Raw genomic sequence first — 17,700 nt, 5'->3', positions numbered from 1 at the left:
CTATTAAAGTATGGTGTATGTTTATAGGAAGGAAGGTTTAATGCCAGTAAGGCTAATAAACCTTCCTTTCTTCTACCTTAACTTAGAATCGGTAAGATCCACCTATAAATAATTCAGCACCTGTTGCATTATAGGTATCAGGTCTAGTATTTGCTCTACTTTGACGTGAACCTAATAGCGGAGGGTTTTTATCTAACACGTTATTTACACCACCCCATATAGTTGAGTTATCACTAAGATTATAGTTAACAGAAATATCAAGATAGCTGTAGCCTGAAAGTTCAGGAACCGCAGACGTTGATGGATCAGCGCCAAATTGTACTTGGTCAAGGGTAGTGTCCTCAGACCAACGATGTCTCAAACCAAGAGTTAAATCACCATCTGTCCATGTAACTGAAGTGTTCATTTTCAGTTCTGATTTAGGCTCGCCACAGGTTGTGCCAAATGCGCCAGCACAGTCATTCACTGTATTTAAATCGGCAATAGGGGTTAGGTCATAGTCATTAAGTAAGGTTGCATTAAATAAAATATTAATCTCGCTAGCATCCAATTCAACTTTATAGTCTACTTGGAAATCAACCCCAGATGTTGCTAAACCGCCAACGTTAACATTGGTTGCAGTAACTGGATTAAGAGTATCAATAACTCCGCTAGTAGAATTACGACTAACAGCCTGACATGCAGTACTATTGATATCTTGTACTTGGCTATAACAAATATCGAGTATGTTATTTACTGAACCACCAAACGCGCCAATTGCGTTATCAACTTCAATATCGAAATAATCTACTAAAACACGTAGGTTAGGTATGCTGGTAGGTGTAATAATTGCACTAACAGTAATAGTATCTGATTCTTCTTCGCTTAAGTTGGGGTTACCACCAAAAACACCTGGTATTTCGTTGTTTGGCTGAAGGTTTGCGCTGCCAACAAGACTGGCAGGTACACCTGTTGCTTCACAAAGGCTGCGAATAGTTGCATCCGTTGCAGCACTAGGCAGGGCACAAGGATCTGTTGCGGCAACTGGGAACAGCTGTTGACCCCCAAATGCTTCTCCAAGACTAGGAGCACGAATTGCTTTTTGGAATTGAGCACCGAAGGCAAGAGAATCATTCACCATCCAATCTAAGCCAACAAGAAAAGTACTTACGCCATCTGTTTGTTCAAGATCATACTCTGAATAACGGTATGCTGCGGTAGCATCTAAAGACTTAATGCCTGCTACGTCTGCTAATATAGGCATAAAGACTTCACCAAATACTTCCCAAACTTCAATTTCTCCAGCGGTTGGTTGTACGGCATTAAATCCGGCAACATCACCTGTAAGTAAAGCCTGATCAACAGCAAAGACAACTTTATTTGAGCGCCATTCTACGCCGAATGAAGCCGATAGAAAGCCATGAGGTACTTCTAATAAATCGCCACTGATACTGGCACCAAACACGTTGAGTTCAGTGACTTCAGTATTGATAGTATCAATACTGATATAATCTACTCCTTCAGCTGAAATATTCGGACCAAATGGGTTCACTATCGGTGCAGCACCATCAACGGATAAAATTCCAGCAGCAAAAGCAGAACTAGATACATTACCTATTTGAGTTTGTGTATTGTCAGAGCGGGCATAAGAATAATACAGATCATAGTTGTAATCATCGATAACGCCTTCTACACCAATTAATGCTCTGAATGAGTGACGGCTATCGTTATTACGGCGAGCGCCAGTTTCAACTAAACGACGATTAACACCAAGATTAACTAAACCATCATTTTGAGCAACACCTGCTTCATTAGCATCTACAAGTTGTAATACATCACTTAATTCTGAGCTGATATAAGGGTTGGTAACGTCAATAGGTAATGATGTGCTGATAAAAGAAGGGGCAAAACCTGTAGAGGTTTCGTTGTGAGTATAAGCACCTTCAATATATAACTTAGAATCATCATTGATCTCATAATCAGCGAACAGCGTTAAGCTGTGTCGCTCTTGCGGTATACGTAGAAAATTATCTAAGGTGTAGTTATATAGATCATCAGGGCGAGAAAAAGGGCGAACATTACCATCTGCATCTGGAATGAATCCGTCACCACCGATACCGGTAAGCCCTGCTGCTGCGAGTGCGCTATCTAAGCCAGGAATAGCAGCAATACCTTCAGCTGAACTTGGTAGTCCGGTAAAACGACCATTTGGTACAAAGCTACTACCACCAGGTACTAAAACTCTATTGCCGTTGGCATCAGTACCATCAGTTAAAACAGAAGAAGAAAAATCACGATCTGTTGTATAAATTGCATCGCGATCTAAATAATTTAAGGCAATAACAGCATTACCTCTTCCATCAGCAAAATTGCCACCCATAGTTAGGGTAAAGTCTTTAGTATTGCCATCACCTTCCGCGGTTTGGTTGAATTGAGTACGTAATTCAACACCTTCGAAATCATCCTTCATTATAAAGTTAACAACACCAGCTACCGCATCTGAGCCATAAACCGCTGACGCGCCACCGGTAACCACTTCTACACGTTCAATTAGTGAAGCTGGAATAGTATTAATATCGGTTGTTTGGCTAGAATCGAAAAAAGTGTATCGTCGACCATTAACTAATACTAGGCTACGAGTAGAGCCTAGTCCGCGTAAATCTAGGGTTGCAGCACCTGTGGCTGTTGGATTTGCTGTAGAGTTTGTTGAGGCTGTACCAGATGGCACAAATTGTGGCATGTTATTTAGAATTTCTTCAACGTTTTGAAAGCCTGATAATTTTATTTGTTCTGACGAAACGACATCAACTGGAATTGAGGCCGCTTGTCGACCACTACGGATACGTGAACCAGTAACAGATATTTTTTCAATTTCTTCAGTCTCGATGTCTGATTGCGCAGGTACCTCTTCTTGTAAAGGTGCTGTAGACTGTGCAGATGCATAAACGGGGGCTAAAGATGATAAAGCTAAAGCTGCGGTGATCGCAGATGATAATGAGTTTTTCATTCTAAATTTGAACATGGGGTAATTACCTCGCCTTAAATATATTTTTGTTATAGTGATCTTTTTATAATTATTGTTATTGTTTGATGGCCTTGCTTTAAACTATTCAAAGTCGATACGTTGAACAGTTTATTTTACTCAAATTAAGATACTCCTTAGCAACAACCGCTATACCACCCAAAGGGGTAGTTTATTGATATCCACTCTTTCGGGTAGTGCTGTTTGTTATATCATTAAGTCATACTATACAAATGAATAATATTAAACTATATATGTGGGCAACGCCCAATTCGCGACGGATATCAATTCTTTTTGAAGAATTGGGTCTTAATTTTGATGTTCACCCTGTTAATATCAGAGCGAAAGAACAATTTGCTACTGAAATTACTGATCTGAATCCATTTGGAAAAGTGCCAATTGTTGTTTGGCAAGAGCGTGAAGAGCAACGTCTTTTATTTGAATCAGGCGCAATTCTAATACAATTTGCTGAAGCGGGTAAACAATTTCTTCCTGTCGACAGTAAAGAGCGTGGCGAAACACTGTCGTGGCTAATGGTGGCATTAACTGGATTAGGGCCACATAGTGCGTCTGCACATTATTGGTCTGATTTAGCCGTAGAAAAGTTACCTCAAGCATTAGACTACCATGCCAATTTTACCGCACGTGTTTATCGTCTGTTAGATGATCGCCTCGCAGATAATGAATATTTAGCCGGAGAGTATTCGATTGCCGATATGGCTGCTTATCCTTGGATTAGCGTTAGCGAATGGACAACGCTTAATATTGAAGATTATCCAAATCTCTTAAGATGGTACCAGCATGTTGGCTCACGTCCTGCTGTTCAACGTGGTATGAGCTTACCAACCGGTATATCTCTAGACTAAATAATAGACTTAGCCTTATCACTAATTCTTAGTTCTAACGAGAATTAGTGATTTTTTATAACAATATATTGATTGTCAATTACTAGAATAAGAATTGTTGTTTGTAAAATTCACGCTAGAGTTTGCTTGATGATTTAGTCGAGTTTAACTCTGTAAAGTTGAAATCTACATTATATTTTTGTTCTATTGAGCTACCGGTAAGATCTCATGTTCCTATAGTTGAATCATTTAACGGGAGCTGAAATTTAAGTGCACCAGAAAACAACGTTAAATCTAAATCCATCTATATATTCTAAACCTGTCGCGGGATATGTTTGGCTGGCATAGTTTGTAGAATAATAATAAGAAACTAATGTTATTATAGGTTATTCATTTTCGGCATCTAAATTACTGCTATATATCAGCTCGACGTTGGCTAAACTGCTTATCGATTTTTGTTCATTTAATTTTGAGCGATACGCATTATGTTGGTGTTATCTCGACATGGTTTAAAAACATCAAGCTTTGGTTGATATGTTGATGACGCTACATTTAATACACCAAGCATGGAATGAAATATATTGTCATGATTATATATCGTTTGCGTACTCTGTTCTAAGCAATTATTTTGGAAGTATTCCTGAGTGTTATTTGACCAAAATAATAGCGGGATATGGGTTTGTTCGATAGGCGCAATGGCGTATGGAAAACCATGCAAATAGAGACCATTTTCACCTAATGATTCCCCATGGTCGGATACATAAATCATTTTTGCATTTATCGTCTGAGTATTGTTTTTGGTAAATTTAGCTAATTTATTTATTACTTCAGAAATCACATAATCTGAATAATGTATTGTATTATCGTAAGTGTTTACTAGTTGCTCTGATGTACAGTTTTGTATATCACTTTGCTGACAGTCAGGTAGAAAAGTAGCAAATTCTTGTGGGTAACGACGATAATATGTTGGCCCATGTGAACCCATTAAATGCAGAACAATTAATGTGGTTTGAGCGCTTAACGTGGTTAGTTTATTATCTAATTGCGTTAATAATATTTCATCAAAACAATAGTCACCATCGCATAATGAATTACTTTTATTTTTGTCAATATTAATAGTTTTTACTCGCTTACAGACACCTTTACAACCTTCATTATTATCAACCCACAACACATCGACACCTGCTAATTGCGCAATATCTAATAGATTTTGTTGTGAAGACGCTGATTGCTTATTAAACTGGTCTTTGTTTAATAATGAAAACATACAAGGAACAGAAACGGCCGTTGCTGTACCACAGGAATACATTTGCTTAAAAGACTGTATATTAAACTTCTCTGTATATTCGTTGGTTAGTTTAGCATAACCATTTAACGAGAAGTTTTTTGCTCTTGCTGTTTCTCCTACAATCATTACCACGACATTTTTATCTGCTTTAAGTGATGTTTGCATTTTAGGATGAGAATCTAACTCTTTAAATACTATTGGCTCAGCGAAATGGTTTCGTTTAATGTATTTATAGCTCGCAATTAATGTTGGTATTGGCACAATATATTTTGCTAAATCTCTATTATTTCGGTTAACAGATGCGTAACTAGAATACAGACTAAAAAAAATAATGATAAAGATGATTAGGGCAGAAACAATTAGCTTTAAACGGTGTTTTACGCTTAAGCCCAGCGAATTTGACCGATAATTAATTTTTCTTAATATCACTAAAGGCGTAATTGTTAATAATGCTATATAAAAAATAGCTGATAAATTAAGGTAGGTAAAAGCCTCAGACGTAGATGTTTCAACCATGTTTTCAACCATACCGTAGTCAAAAATAATGCCATAACTACTCATTGCATAGCAGAATACGGCTGATAATATGATCAGAACAGTCATCGCTGTTTTATAAACATACCTTCTCGGCAATAGGCTAAATAGCAGAACAAAAATAGTGCTTAAAAATAAGGGGAGAGATATAAAGTAGGCAAAATCAAAGCTATCTAACTTAATTAAATCATAATACGTTTTTTGTAAAAACGGAAAGTTAAAAACAAGCGAAAAATAAAGGCTTAACAATATTGTTGCTGAATTTAATGATAGCGTTTTAGAAAATATTTTTTGCACAATCTTATCTCTTTAGTAAAAATAATAGTGTGCCTTTTCAACCTTAATTAAAACTGAGCGTAAACTGAATTTTTGCTGAATTTTCTTGTTTACGGATAAATTATAGCTCCCATAAAACTACTCCCCAGGTAGCAATAGCGATTGCTAAACTAATCAATACAGCAAGAGATCCTAAGTCTTTTGCTAAACCAGATAATGAATGATGCTCTAACCCGATGCGATCAATCGTGGCTTCTACTGCGGTGTTAATAACTTCAACTAATAGAACAAACAGCAGTGACACAATTAGTAATAAATGCAGTAATAAGCTGATATTGAGAAAGCAGCTAGCACTTGATAATACAAGGATTATAATTAACTCTTGTTGGAAAGCTGTTTCATTTTTTATTAACCATTTAAAGCCTTGTAATGAATTAATTAAGGCTAGAAAAATGCGTTTAGCACCTTTATGTTTTTGTATTGTCATTGTTAACTCAATAATAAATAATCTTTCATCATTAATTTAGCAAAGTGAACTTAAGTGCACCTGAAGGGGAGCTTAAGATTTACTGAATATACCGATGTTTATATTATAAAAGGTCTCTTTTATTCGCGGTTTTTATAAAATTCAGCCAATCTTAAGTTTAGCGTGATAAATTAAAGAAAAATGCTATTGATGATTAATATGAATATTTTACTTGTTGAAGATTCTGATAAATTAAGGCGTAGTTTGCGTATAGGCTTAGTTGCCTTAGGATTTGCTGTTGATGAAGCAGGTGACGGAGCCGATGCTTTGGCGATGGCATTATCAGATGATTATGACATTATTATTTTAGATTTAATGTTACCCAGTGTTGATGGCTTATCAATATTAAAATCGCTAAGAAAGCATAAAAAACAAAGTAAGGTACTTATTCTTTCTGCTAAAGATCAACTGTCAGATCGCATTGATGGTTTGTTTACCGGTGCCGATGATTATATGACTAAGCCTTTTTCATTTGATGAGTTGCATGCTCGAATTATCGCGTTAACAAGGCGAGGTGAGTTATTAAGAACATCAAACACAATCACTATTAATGATTTTGTTGTCGATTTACAAGCAAAAGTGCTTAGCTTTTCAGGTAAAGCGATAGACTTAACCCCAACAGAATATAAAATTACAGAATGTTTATTTATTAATAAAGAGAAAGTAGTGAGCGCTGAAAAGATGGGGGAGTATATTGTTGGTAAATACGATGCCATTAATAAAAACTCATTAGAAGCTCATATCTCATCTATTCGTAAAAAATTGAAAAAGTTTTCAGCTGTATTCCCTGTAAAAAATAAACGTGGATTTGGCTATGTTGCTACTAATGCTTGAGCAATACATTATTAACAATAAACTGTAAGGTTCAACATGAAGTCAATAAAGCAGTCTTTAGTTAAGCAACTAACCACACTTATTACCTTTATTTTATTTATTGTTCTCTTATTTTTAGACATTAGTGTCGATACGTATGTAGATAAACAATTTGATGATGCTTTAGAACAGAAAGGTAAGAGTCTCGTTAATTTAATTAGTTATAAAGAAAATTCATTACAATTAACCATGCTAATTGATGTGATGACGGAGTTTAGCCGCACAGAACATGCTGAATATTTTCAAATTTGGTCAAATGATAAAATATTAAAATATTCACCGACATTAAATCAAACACCTGAATTTGACTTTAATCGCGTAGCATTGTCACTTGGCGGACATATGATTACGCAAGCTGATTTACCCAATGGTGAAAGTGGGCGTGTTTTTTTATTTAAATTTATACCGACGAATGACAATGACGCCACAGATATTCAGTCTCCTATATACCTAGTTTTTGCTCGGTCAAGTGCAACGCTTGAACAAATTTTAATATTAATTGATATTGTTTTTTTAATTACTGCTATCGGTACTGCATTTTTTGTTCGCTATTTAGTGAATAAAATTGTTTCTAAGGGGGTAGAGCCAATCACCTTACTTAATAAACAGATCAGAGAAATTGACATTAATAATGAATCAGAAAAATTTTTCATTGATCATCCTCCGAGTGAAATTAAAACAATTATTGATGAATTAAATCAATTTTTAATTGAAAACAGGGCATTACTTAAAAATGAAAAACGATTAACTTCTGATATTGCACATGAGTTAAAAACACCTATTACTGAATTAATGAGTGTGAGTGAAATAGCAATTAAATATCCAGAAAATGAAGAGGTTATCGAAAACTATAAAGATGATGTTTTATCTATATCTACACGTATGAAAAATATTGTAGAGTCATTATTGCTATTAAATAAAGTGAGTACTGAGCAATTTAACTTAACCATGGTTGATATAGATTTATCAGATAAAGTGTTCTGTATTTTAGAAAGGCTAGCAATAACAATACCTAATTTTGAACAAAGAATTAGCACCAAGCTTACCAATAACATTGTTATTACGAATGATGTGTTTTCCTTAGAAGCAATACTAACAAATCTTATTAACAATGCGATCCATTACAGCCCAGAAGCAAGTATAGTAACAATTGAACTGAATATTATTAATGACAAGCCAAAACTAACCATATCTAACATACCACTGCAGCAATTAACGGCAGCAGATATAAATAATATGTTCGAACCGCTGTGGCAAAAAGATAATGCCAGAACATCTGAAACCCATTTTGGCTTAGGTTTAGCTATTGTTAAAACTTTAGCTGAACGAGCTAATATAAAAATATCAGTTGAATTAAAAGGCGCAGATTTAATTACTTTTGGTGTGGTTTTTGATTATTAACTTAGTCAGTTATAAGAATATTTAGCTGAATATTTTTGTAAAAAAAGTCGCTAACAATGACTTGTTAGCGACTTTTTATTTTATCACTTTATACTGTTATTACAGTTGAGGTCCTGCAGCAACAAGCGCTTTGCCATTATCTGTATCAGTAAATTTATTGAAGTTATTTACAAAACGTTCTGCTAAGTCAGTTGCTTTGTTTTGCCATTCAGCAGTATCGTGATAAGTATTTCTTGGATCAAGAATATCACCTTCTACACCTGCAACAACGTTAGGTACTTCTAAGTTGAACATTGGTATTACTGTTGTTTCAGCTTCATCAATTGAACCGTCTAAAATAGCGTCAATAATCGCACGAGTCGCTTTAATTGAAATACGTTTACCTGTGCCGTTCCAGCCGGTATTGACTAGATAAGCTTCTGCGCCAACAGCTTCCATACGTTTATGTAATACTTCAGCATATTGTGTAGGATGTAAACTTAAAAAAGCTGCGCCAAAACAGCTAGAGAAAGTAGGTGTTGGCTCAGTAATACCTCGTTCTGTACCTGCTAACTTAGCAGTAAAACCAGACAAGAAGTAATATTCAGTTTGCTCTGGTGTTAATTTAGCTACTGGTGGTAATACACCGAAAGCATCAGCTGTTAAGAAAATTACTTTCTTAGCGTGACCAGCACGTGATACCGGTTTTACAATGTTATCAATGTGATGAATTGGGTAAGATACACGAGTGTTCTCAGTTTTTGAGTTATCATCAAAATCAATCTTACCTTCGTCATTAACAGTTACATTTTCTAATAACGCATCACGACGAATAGCATTATAAATATCAGGTTCATTTTCTTTACTTAGATTGATTGTTTTCGCATAACAGCCACCTTCAAAGTTAAACACACCATTATCATCCCAGCCATGTTCATCATCACCAATTAATTGGCGCTTAGGATCTGTTGAAAGTGTTGTTTTTCCTGTACCTGATAAGCCAAAGAAAATTGCCGTATCACCATCTTTACCAACATTAGCACTACAGTGCATTGAGGCAATACCTTGCAATGGAAGGTAATAGTTCATCATTGAGAACATACCTTTTTTCATTTCGCCGCCGTACCATGTACCGCCAATTAACTGTACTTTTTCAGTCAAATTGAAGGCCACAAAATTTTCAGAGTTTAAACCTTGTGCTTCCCAATTAGGGTTAGTGGCTTTAGCACCATTCATTACAACAAAATCAGGTTCATAGCTTTTAAGTTCTTCGTCACTTGGGCGAATAAACATATTTTTTACAAAGTGTGCTTGCCAAGCTACTTCTGTGATAAAACGTACTTTTAAACGAGTGTTATCGTTTGCGCCACAATAAGTGTCAACAACAAATAAGCGTTTGCCAGAAAGCTGAGTAGTAACTAAACTTTTAAGCTCAGACCATGTTTCTTGGCTCATAGCTTTGTTGTCATTTTTACCTTGATCAGACCACCAAACAGTATCTCGCGTTACATCATCACGAACAATGTACTTATCTTTAGGTGAACGACCAGTAAAAATACCTGTATCAACATTGACAGCGCCAAGCTCTGTGACTACGCCTTTATCAAAGCCTTCGAGGCCTGCTTTGGTTTCTTCACTAAAAAGCAACTCATAAGATGGATTGTAAACAATTTCTGCAACATTACTAATGCCGTATTGCGACAAATCAATTGAGTTTTTTTGGGCGGTCATAGCGACTTTACTCCTAAGGTATGACGAATTTTAAGTTGTGGTTTAGTTCGATCTGGTTAGTATTTATTACTGTGTAATAGGGTATAAAAGTTTTCATCTAGCTAATAATCCGACATTCTATTTGATAAATACTCAAAACGAAAGTAAAAAATAACCTAAGATGAAAGTTTTCAGTATAAGCGACATGAATGGTTAAATTAGCGGTGCTAATATTGTTTGTAAGTTTACAACATTAATACTGATAAGGGCTGTAGAAGGGTGAAGAACGACACCATTTAAGTAATAATTAACCAAAATGGCATCGATAAAGAAAATTAGCGTTACAATTGAAAGTTAGTAACTAATGGCTATCTTTCGAAATGAAACTTTTTAATTGTTCATTAAAAAAGTCATATGTAGTCAAACAATAGTCACAGGTCATTGAAATCTTTCCTTGTTCAGCCAGTATTTTTTCAATTTCATCGCCTTCTATTTGCGCAATAGCGCTAAGACATTTTTCATTTGAACAACCGCATTGATAACTCACTGCTTGAGGCTCAAACAAACTAACTTTTTCTTGGTGATATAAGCGGTAAAGTAGTGCTTCAGCTTCGAGCGAAAAAATTTCATCGGCTTTGATGGTATTTGTTAATTGTGCTAAATGCTGAAAATCATCTTGTTGTTGGGCTTTATTTTCATTACTGCCATCACCGTCAGGCAATAATTGAACTAAACTACCAGCAACTTGCTGCTTCTCATCATCACTAAATAACCATACTTGTGTTGGAATTTGTGCTGATATTTCAAAATATTGGGAAAAGCATTGGGCAAGAGTCGGCTGATCTAGCGCGACTACGCCTTGATAGGCTTCACCTTTCTCAGGCTTAACAGTAATGATCATATTACCTTTACCCATAAGCTCTTTTAGGGAATGTGCTTTATTAGCAGTTTCTACTTCTACAACTTTAGCAATACCACGTAATTTTTGATTATTATCACCATTAACAGACATGTAACCTACCGGACCATCTCCTTGTAATTGAACGGTTATTTCTCCTTCAAATTTTAAGGTAGCTGTAAGCAAGCAAGTAGCAGCAAGCAATTCACCTAATAATAAACGTACACCAAGAGGGTAGTTATGGTTATTAATAATAGATTGATAACTTTGACTTAATTGCACTAATTCGCCACGTACATGTCTATCGTTAAATAAGTAGCGGTTTAGTACGTCGGTTTTACTGATGTCGGTTGTAGACATAGTGATTATATCCTTTCTTTGAATTCTCGTAATTTTCGGCGTTGTTTCTTATCGGGTTTAGTATCACTTGCAGGGCTGAGTAAAATGCCTTGTTTGCGAGCTAAGCTATTCTTCTCTCTTATCTCAATACTTTTTGCCGTTTCGTTAAATAAGGTTTGAGCAAAAGTTGCGTCTCGGCGTTTATCGGCTAACGCAATGACTTCTACTTCTTTTTCGTCGAAACCTTGTCGCACCTTGATAAAATCACCAATAGCAACAGCTTTACTTGATTTGGCTCGTTGCCCATTATAAAAGACTTTGCCGCCATCTATCATTTGCTTTGCTATAGCACGAGTTTTGTAGAAACGTGCAGCCCAGAGCCATTTATCTAATCTAGCTGAGGTAAGTTCAGCGTTCTTTATGATTGTCATATAATTAAAAATCCATCACGTTAACAGTGCTTAAATAACTATTAGCTTTTGATTATAATATGGGCTTTGGCAGAGTTATCAATGATAAGTATTCAGAGATCTATATTAACTTTTGTTAATCACGATAATATTGAACTAACTTTAAGCGTTGTTGCCATATAGAGACTGTTTTATTGATGTTGTTACTATAAAATGCATGTATTTAATTTTAGAGATTTATTTAGCAGAAAAATAGCATATTCCAGTATAAACTGCGCACTCTTTTGTGTTTTTTTGTAAATATTAGTTAAAAACGACGGTCATCGCTTGTTGGTGGGCTAATGGTCAAGTATTATCGGTAGCCTTATATTGTAATTGCACATATTTTACATTTAAAGTGATAAATCACTTTAAATGATGAAGTAAAAAAGAAGTTTAAAATATCAATGACTTTAACTAATAATTTTACATCACTCTCGACTGCGTTAGCAAAATTACCACAACGAACTATTGCACAAGCAATAAGTGTGTTGTTATTAATTTATATCGCTTTTATCTTGGCCAAGATCACGTGGCTGGTCATGCCAACGGCGGGACAAAACATTGGTAATAAAAATGCGGGCAACTTAACGGCAGCTCAACGACAAGCACAAAGCCAATTACAAGGTGGCCAGGTTGATTTATCACAGCTACAATCGTTACATTTGTTTGGTGAATATAATCAAGCAGCCAAAACAGAAACGATAGAAGAAATAGCTTCAGCACCTGAAACCCGTTTACAGTTAACGTTATCAGGGTTAGTCGCTAGTGATGATATGGCGATTGCGGCTGCGGTTATTGAGCATAAGAAAAAACAAGCAACTTATGGTATTGATGACATTATTGAAGGCACCCGAGCTACACTTGAAAAAGTATTAATCGACCGGGTTATTATTAAACAGTCGGGGCGTTTAGAAACCTTGATGCTTGATGGTGCAGACTATAATCAACCAGCGCAAAGTGTGTCTCATAAAAAAGCGAGTAATGCGAATGCGGCTAAGGCGACGCGCGCTGAAAAAAGTGGTCCGAAAGTGGCCGCAACGAAAGGCACTGTTATTGACCAACGCAAGAATAATGATTTCAAACAAGCGGCACAGTCATTACGTAATGATTTAAACAACAACCCAGGGAAAATAACGGATTACTTGCGCATCACCCCGGCACGTAAAAACGGTCAGATTTCGGGGTATCGCTTATCACCAGGCAAAAACCCTGAGTTTTTTGCTTTATCGGGCTTAAAGTCAGGCGATGTGGCAACACAAATGAATGGGCATGATTTATTGGTGCCTTTAGAGGCAGCACAAGCAATGTCAGCCTTAAAAACAGCACAAAACATTTCATTGTTAGTTGAGCGAAACAACGAGCTGATTGAAATAATGTTTAGTATTGAATAACAACCTATTTTAGCATTAACGTTTGCACTTATCTTGAGTGTGAGCCATTAGTATTAACCTTTGGTATTCATCGTGGATAGCAAAGAAGCAATAAGGAATTTTTCATGGGCACAACCTTAAACGCCATTGTGGTTAAGCCATTACGCCACAAGTTTAAGCAACTTCAATCATTGAGTTTGGTTTTAGTGACCGCATTGAGCTTTAGCGGTATTTTTGCCGTGGGACAAGCGAGCGCGGCGGAGTATTCACCAAGCTTTAAAGACACTGAAATTGTCGAGTTTGTCACTATTGTGGGTAAAAACTTGAAAAAGACCATGATTGTTGACCCGAACGTGCGTGGTAAAATTAACGTGCGCAGTTATGACTTATTATCAGAAGAGCAGTACTACCAGTTTTTCTTAAACGTGTTGGCGGTGTATGGTTTTTCTGCGATTGAGCGTGAAAATAACATTGTAAAAATCATTCGTAATAAAGATGCTAAGACCTCGGCGATTCCGGTGGTTGATAGTGGCGGCAGTCTTATTGGCGATGAAATGGTGACACGTATTGTTGAAGTAAAGAATGTGACGGTACGTGAGCTGGTGCCGTTATTACGTCAACTGTCTGACCAAGCAGGTGGTGGTAACGTCACAAACTATGACCCGGCAAACGTGATTATGTTAACGGGCACAGCGGCAACGGTTAATCGTTTAGTGAACATCATTGAGCGTGTTGATAGAGCGGGTGACCAAGACGTAGAAATTATTAAATTACAATATGCATCTGCGGGTGAAATGGTGCGTATTATCGAGGCAATGAATAAGCCAAGCGGTGGTAAAACTACGCAAGCGACATTTTTAATTCCAACGATTGTTGCTGATGACCGTAGTAATAGCGTTATTGTTAGCGGTGAAGTTAAAGCACGTGAGCGCGTTGTGCGTTTAGTGAAGCGACTTGACAGTGAATTAGAAACTAACGGCAATACTCGTGTTTACTACTTAAAATACTCAAAAGCTGAAGACTTAGTCAAAGTGCTTAGTGGTGTGAGTAAAACTATTTCCTCTGAAGCACAAGCCACAAGGGCAGCGAGTAAGAGCAACGCACAAAACGAAACCAGTATTGAAGCGCATGAAGCAACCAATACGGTTGTTATCACCGGGCAACCTGAGATGTTACGTTCATTAGAAGGGGTTATTCGCCAACTAGACGTACCACGCGCACAAGTACACATTGAAGCGATTATTGTTGAAGTGTATGAAAGCGATGGCGCACAACTGGGTGTGCAGTGGTACAGTGAAGCGGGTGGTTTTACTCAGTTTACTAACGGTGTAGCGCCTATATCAGGTATTGCCGCGGGTGTTAAAGCCGCTGAAGAAACAGAAGGTACTGTGGTTATTACCGAGTCTGGCGAAACACAAAACCCTGATACGAATGGTGACTATACTATTTTGGCACAACTACTTGGCACTGTAAGTGGCGGTATGTTTGGTATTGCTAAAAATGACTGGGGCGCAATTATTCAAGCGGTTAACTCAAACACCAATTCTAATATTCTTGCCACGCCAAGTATCACGACGATGGATAACGAAGAAGCGTACTTCTTGGTAGGTCAAGAGATTCCGGTGATTACTGGCTCGCAAGCGTCAAGTACTGGCAGCTCAAACCCTTTTCAAACCGTTGACCGTCAAGAAGTGGGGATTAAACTCTTAGTAACACCACAAATTAACGAAGGTAACAGTGTACAACTTACCATTGAGCAAGAGGTCTCTTCTGTTAGTGGCGCAACGGGTGTTGATATTTCAATTAACAAACGTGAAATCAAAACTACCGTAATGGTTGAAAGTGGCCAAACGGTTATTTTAGGTGGCCTCATTGATGAAGACGTGCAAGAGAGTGAGCAGAAAGTTCCGTTACTTGGCGACATTCCAATTCTAGGACATTTATTTAAATCAACTAGCACAACGACACGTAAGCGTAACTTGATGGTATTTCTTAAGCCACAAATTATTACTGATTCAACGATGATGCATAATATGGCGAAAGATAAGTATAACTTTATTCGCGCTGACCAATTACGTAAGCAAGAAGAAGGCTTGTCATTGATGGATGATGACAACTTACCTATTCTGCCAAAATGGAATGATGCATTAGCGTTACCTCCATCGTTTGAAGCGTACCAAGAATCAGTACAAGATGATAAGCGCCTTAAAGCATACTCAGTAAAAGATGATTTGCCGGTCAATGATGTGAATGAGAATGATGAATAATGTCTGACGATGTAATAAAAGGCAGCAGTGCAAGCAAAAGTAGTCCGGTAAATACAATCGATGAGCAAAACGCAACAGCGCTTGGTGAGTCGGTTGATTTAGACAGTGGCACGATTGCTGATGATGTTGATAACTTGGTTGATAGTTTAGTTAGTCACACCAACCATGAGGTCACTGACAGCGAGTCTAACAAAGATACTGATAACCTTAGTGACAGTGAGCGCGATGAGTTAGCACAAATCAGTGAAGAGACCGCTATTGCTTGGCGTTTACCCTTCGCCTTTGCAAAACGCTACAGTGTTTTACTCGCGAAAGAAGATGAGCACTATGTGCTGCATTGCTTACCAACGATTAGTGTCGAGACCATTGTTGAAGTACGCCGCATTATTAAAGCGCCGTTTAGCTTTCGCGTACAAGAGGTTGCCGCCTTTGAGTTATTACTCACACAAGCGTATCAACGTGATTCATCAGAAGCACAACAGATGATGGAAGATATTGGTAACGAAGTCGACTTATACTCACTTGCTGATGAGATGACCGAAAGCGAAGATTTATTGGAAAATGAAGATGACGCGCCTATCATCAAACTTATCAATGCCATGTTAAGTGAAGCCATTAAAGAAGGTGCCAGTGATATTCACATTGAAACCTTTGAAAATGCGCTACAAATACGTTTTCGTGTTGATGGTGTGTTACGTGAAGTCTTAAAACCAAACCGTAAACTTGCCTCATTGCTTGTTTCACGTATTAAAGTCATGGCGAAGCTTGATATCGCTGAAAAACGTATCCCACAAGATGGTCGTATTTCATTGCGTATTGGTGGGCGTGCGGTTGATGTACGTGTATCAACTATGCCAACCGGGCATGGTGAGCGCGTTGTATTACGTTTACTTGATAAAAACGCTGCGCGATTAGATTTACAAGATTTAGGTATGACCGACGTTAATCGTCACGCCTTTAGTCAATTAATTGAAAAACCACACGGTATTATACTTGTCACGGGCCCAACCGGCTCTGGTAAAAGTACCACCTTGTATGCTGGGTTAACACAAATAGATGCTCGAGAGCGTAATATTCTGACCGTCGAAGACCCGATAGAATTTGCTATTGAAGGCATCGGACAAACCCAAGTGAATACCAAGGTCGACATGACCTTTGCTCGAGGGTTACGTGCTATTTTACGTCAAGACCCAGATGTAGTGATGGTTGGTGAAATTCGAGATTTAGAAACGGCACAAATTGGTGTACAAGCCAGTTTAACCGGTCATTTAGTGTTATCAACCTTGCATACCAATACCGCAGCAGGGGCAATAACGCGAATGGAAGATATGGGCGTAGAGCCGTTTTTATTATCGTCTAGTTTATTGGGCGTACTTGCACAACGCTTAGTAAGAACGCTTTGTCCACATTGTAGAGAAAGTCACTTACCTAGTGAAGAAGAGTGTGCGTTACTTGGTTTACCTAAAGATAACCAACAAGTCATTTATCACCCTAAAGGGTGTAAAGAATGTAACTTTAAAGGTTATCGCGGCAGAACCGGTATTCATGAATTATTAGTGGTTGATGATACTGTACGTGAGCTTATTCATAATGGGCATGGTGAGCAAGGCATCGAGAAATATATACGCACCAACACTGCGTCAATTAGACGTGATGGCTTTGATAAAGTCATGTTGGGGCAAACAACGCTGGAAGAAGTATTGCGCGTTACGCGAGAAGATTAATGGTTAGATCCCAACATAAATTGGGGTTGAGTCATTATTAGGTTAACAAAATTAGTTAAATTAGATAGGTGTTAGGAAAAATAATGGTTAGTAATAAATTAAAGAATACGTACAAAAAATCGCAAGGTTTTACCCTATTAGAAGTTATGGTGGTAATTGTTATTATCGGTATGATGTTAAGTGTTGTGGTACCCAACTTAATGGGTAGCCAAGACAC

The 17,700-nt window shown here is 37.3% G+C and carries 13 protein-coding genes; 7 read left to right on the top strand and 6 right to left on the bottom strand.

What is annotated here, in order from left to right; genetic code table 11:
* Positions 1–82: 82 nt before the first annotated feature.
* The gene (locus tag KO509_RS09110; protein WP_215972968.1) at positions 83–3,001 is read right to left on the bottom strand and encodes a TonB-dependent receptor; all 2,919 of its coding nucleotides are present in this window, start codon (positions 2,999–3,001) and stop codon (positions 83–85) included.
* Between the two features lie 233 nt (positions 3,002–3,234).
* Here KO509_RS09110 and KO509_RS09105 point away from each other — a divergent pair, with 233 nt between their 5' ends.
* Positions 3,235–3,867: a glutathione binding-like protein gene (locus tag KO509_RS09105; protein ID WP_215972967.1), complete on the top strand. Its 633-nt coding sequence runs from the start codon at positions 3,235–3,237 to the stop codon at positions 3,865–3,867.
* A 442-nt stretch (positions 3,868–4,309) separates the two neighbouring features.
* Here KO509_RS09105 and KO509_RS09100 read toward each other — a convergent pair whose 3' ends face one another.
* Positions 4,310–5,965, bottom strand: a complete 1,656-nt coding sequence (locus tag KO509_RS09100) for a phosphoethanolamine--lipid A transferase (protein ID WP_303495414.1) — start codon at positions 5,963–5,965, stop codon at positions 4,310–4,312.
* Between the two features lie 100 nt (positions 5,966–6,065).
* Complete coding sequence (locus tag KO509_RS09095; RefSeq protein ID WP_215972966.1) at positions 6,066–6,431, bottom strand: diacylglycerol kinase; 366 nt, start codon at positions 6,429–6,431, stop codon at positions 6,066–6,068.
* A gap of 198 nt (positions 6,432–6,629) precedes the next feature.
* Between KO509_RS09095 and KO509_RS09090 the strand changes: the two genes are divergently transcribed.
* Both KO509_RS09090 and KO509_RS09085 read left to right on the top strand, forming a co-directional pair.
* Positions 6,630–7,304: a response regulator transcription factor gene (locus KO509_RS09090; RefSeq protein WP_215972965.1), complete on the top strand. Its 675-nt coding sequence runs from the start codon at positions 6,630–6,632 to the stop codon at positions 7,302–7,304.
* Positions 7,305–7,340: 36 nt separating this feature from the next.
* Complete coding sequence (locus KO509_RS09085) at positions 7,341–8,744, top strand: HAMP domain-containing sensor histidine kinase (protein ID WP_215972964.1); 1,404 nt, start codon at positions 7,341–7,343, stop codon at positions 8,742–8,744.
* A 99-nt stretch (positions 8,745–8,843) separates the two neighbouring features.
* Here the strand turns inward: KO509_RS09085 and pckA are convergent, their stop codons facing one another.
* From pckA to hslR, 3 genes are all read right to left on the bottom strand, one after another.
* Positions 8,844–10,454: a phosphoenolpyruvate carboxykinase (ATP) gene (pckA, locus tag KO509_RS09080; RefSeq protein ID WP_215972963.1), complete on the bottom strand. Its 1,611-nt coding sequence runs from the start codon at positions 10,452–10,454 to the stop codon at positions 8,844–8,846.
* Between the two features lie 340 nt (positions 10,455–10,794).
* On the bottom strand, positions 10,795–11,676 hold the full coding sequence (gene hslO / locus KO509_RS09075; protein ID WP_215973064.1) for an Hsp33 family molecular chaperone HslO: 882 nt from the start codon (positions 11,674–11,676) through the stop codon (positions 10,795–10,797).
* 20 nt (positions 11,677–11,696) lie between these two features.
* A complete protein-coding gene (hslR, locus tag KO509_RS09070) occupies positions 11,697–12,101 on the bottom strand; it encodes a ribosome-associated heat shock protein Hsp15 (RefSeq protein ID WP_215972962.1) in 405 nt (134 codons plus the stop codon).
* A 425-nt stretch (positions 12,102–12,526) separates the two neighbouring features.
* Here hslR and gspC point away from each other — a divergent pair, with 425 nt between their 5' ends.
* The 4 genes from gspC to KO509_RS09050 all read left to right on the top strand — a co-directional run.
* Positions 12,527–13,513, top strand: coding sequence for a type II secretion system protein GspC (gene gspC / locus KO509_RS09065; protein ID WP_215972961.1), 987 nt, complete (start codon positions 12,527–12,529; stop codon positions 13,511–13,513).
* A gap of 104 nt (positions 13,514–13,617) precedes the next feature.
* A complete protein-coding gene (gene gspD, locus KO509_RS09060) occupies positions 13,618–15,759 on the top strand; it encodes a type II secretion system secretin GspD (protein ID WP_215972960.1) in 2,142 nt (713 codons plus the stop codon).
* Positions 15,759–17,483, top strand: coding sequence for a type II secretion system ATPase GspE (gspE, locus tag KO509_RS09055; protein WP_252727468.1), 1,725 nt, complete (start codon positions 15,759–15,761; stop codon positions 17,481–17,483). Before gspD ends, gspE begins: the two co-directional genes overlap by 1 nt.
* Positions 17,484–17,566: 83 nt before the next feature.
* A partial coding sequence (locus KO509_RS09050; RefSeq protein WP_215973062.1) for a prepilin-type N-terminal cleavage/methylation domain-containing protein occupies positions 17,567–17,700 on the top strand: 134 nt, incomplete at its 3' end.

The organism is Colwellia sp. C2M11 (genome assembly GCF_018860915.1).
In the GTDB taxonomy this organism is placed as follows: Bacteria; Pseudomonadota; Gammaproteobacteria; order Enterobacterales; family Alteromonadaceae; genus Colwellia.
This window is presented reverse-complemented; position numbering and strand designations above follow the sequence as displayed.

Coding starts and splice junctions, on each gene's coding strand:
- KO509_RS09110 (WP_215972968.1), bottom strand. CDS start 3,001: ATGTTCAAATTTAGAATGAAAAACTCATTATCATCTGCGATCACCGCA.
- KO509_RS09105 (WP_215972967.1), top strand. CDS start 3,235: ATGAATAATATTAAACTATATATGTGGGCAACGCCCAATTCGCGACGG.
- KO509_RS09095 (WP_215972966.1), bottom strand. CDS start 6,431: ATGACAATACAAAAACATAAAGGTGCTAAACGCATTTTTCTAGCCTTA.
- KO509_RS09090 (WP_215972965.1), top strand. CDS start 6,630: ATGAATATTTTACTTGTTGAAGATTCTGATAAATTAAGGCGTAGTTTG.
- KO509_RS09085 (WP_215972964.1), top strand. CDS start 7,341: ATGAAGTCAATAAAGCAGTCTTTAGTTAAGCAACTAACCACACTTATT.
- pckA (WP_215972963.1), bottom strand. CDS start 10,454: ATGACCGCCCAAAAAAACTCAATTGATTTGTCGCAATACGGCATTAGT.
- hslR (WP_215972962.1), bottom strand. CDS start 12,101: ATGACAATCATAAAGAACGCTGAACTTACCTCAGCTAGATTAGATAAA.
- gspC (WP_215972961.1), top strand. CDS start 12,527: ATGACTTTAACTAATAATTTTACATCACTCTCGACTGCGTTAGCAAAA.
- gspD (WP_215972960.1), top strand. CDS start 13,618: ATGGGCACAACCTTAAACGCCATTGTGGTTAAGCCATTACGCCACAAG.
- gspE (WP_252727468.1), top strand. CDS start 15,759: ATGTCTGACGATGTAATAAAAGGCAGCAGTGCAAGCAAAAGTAGTCCG.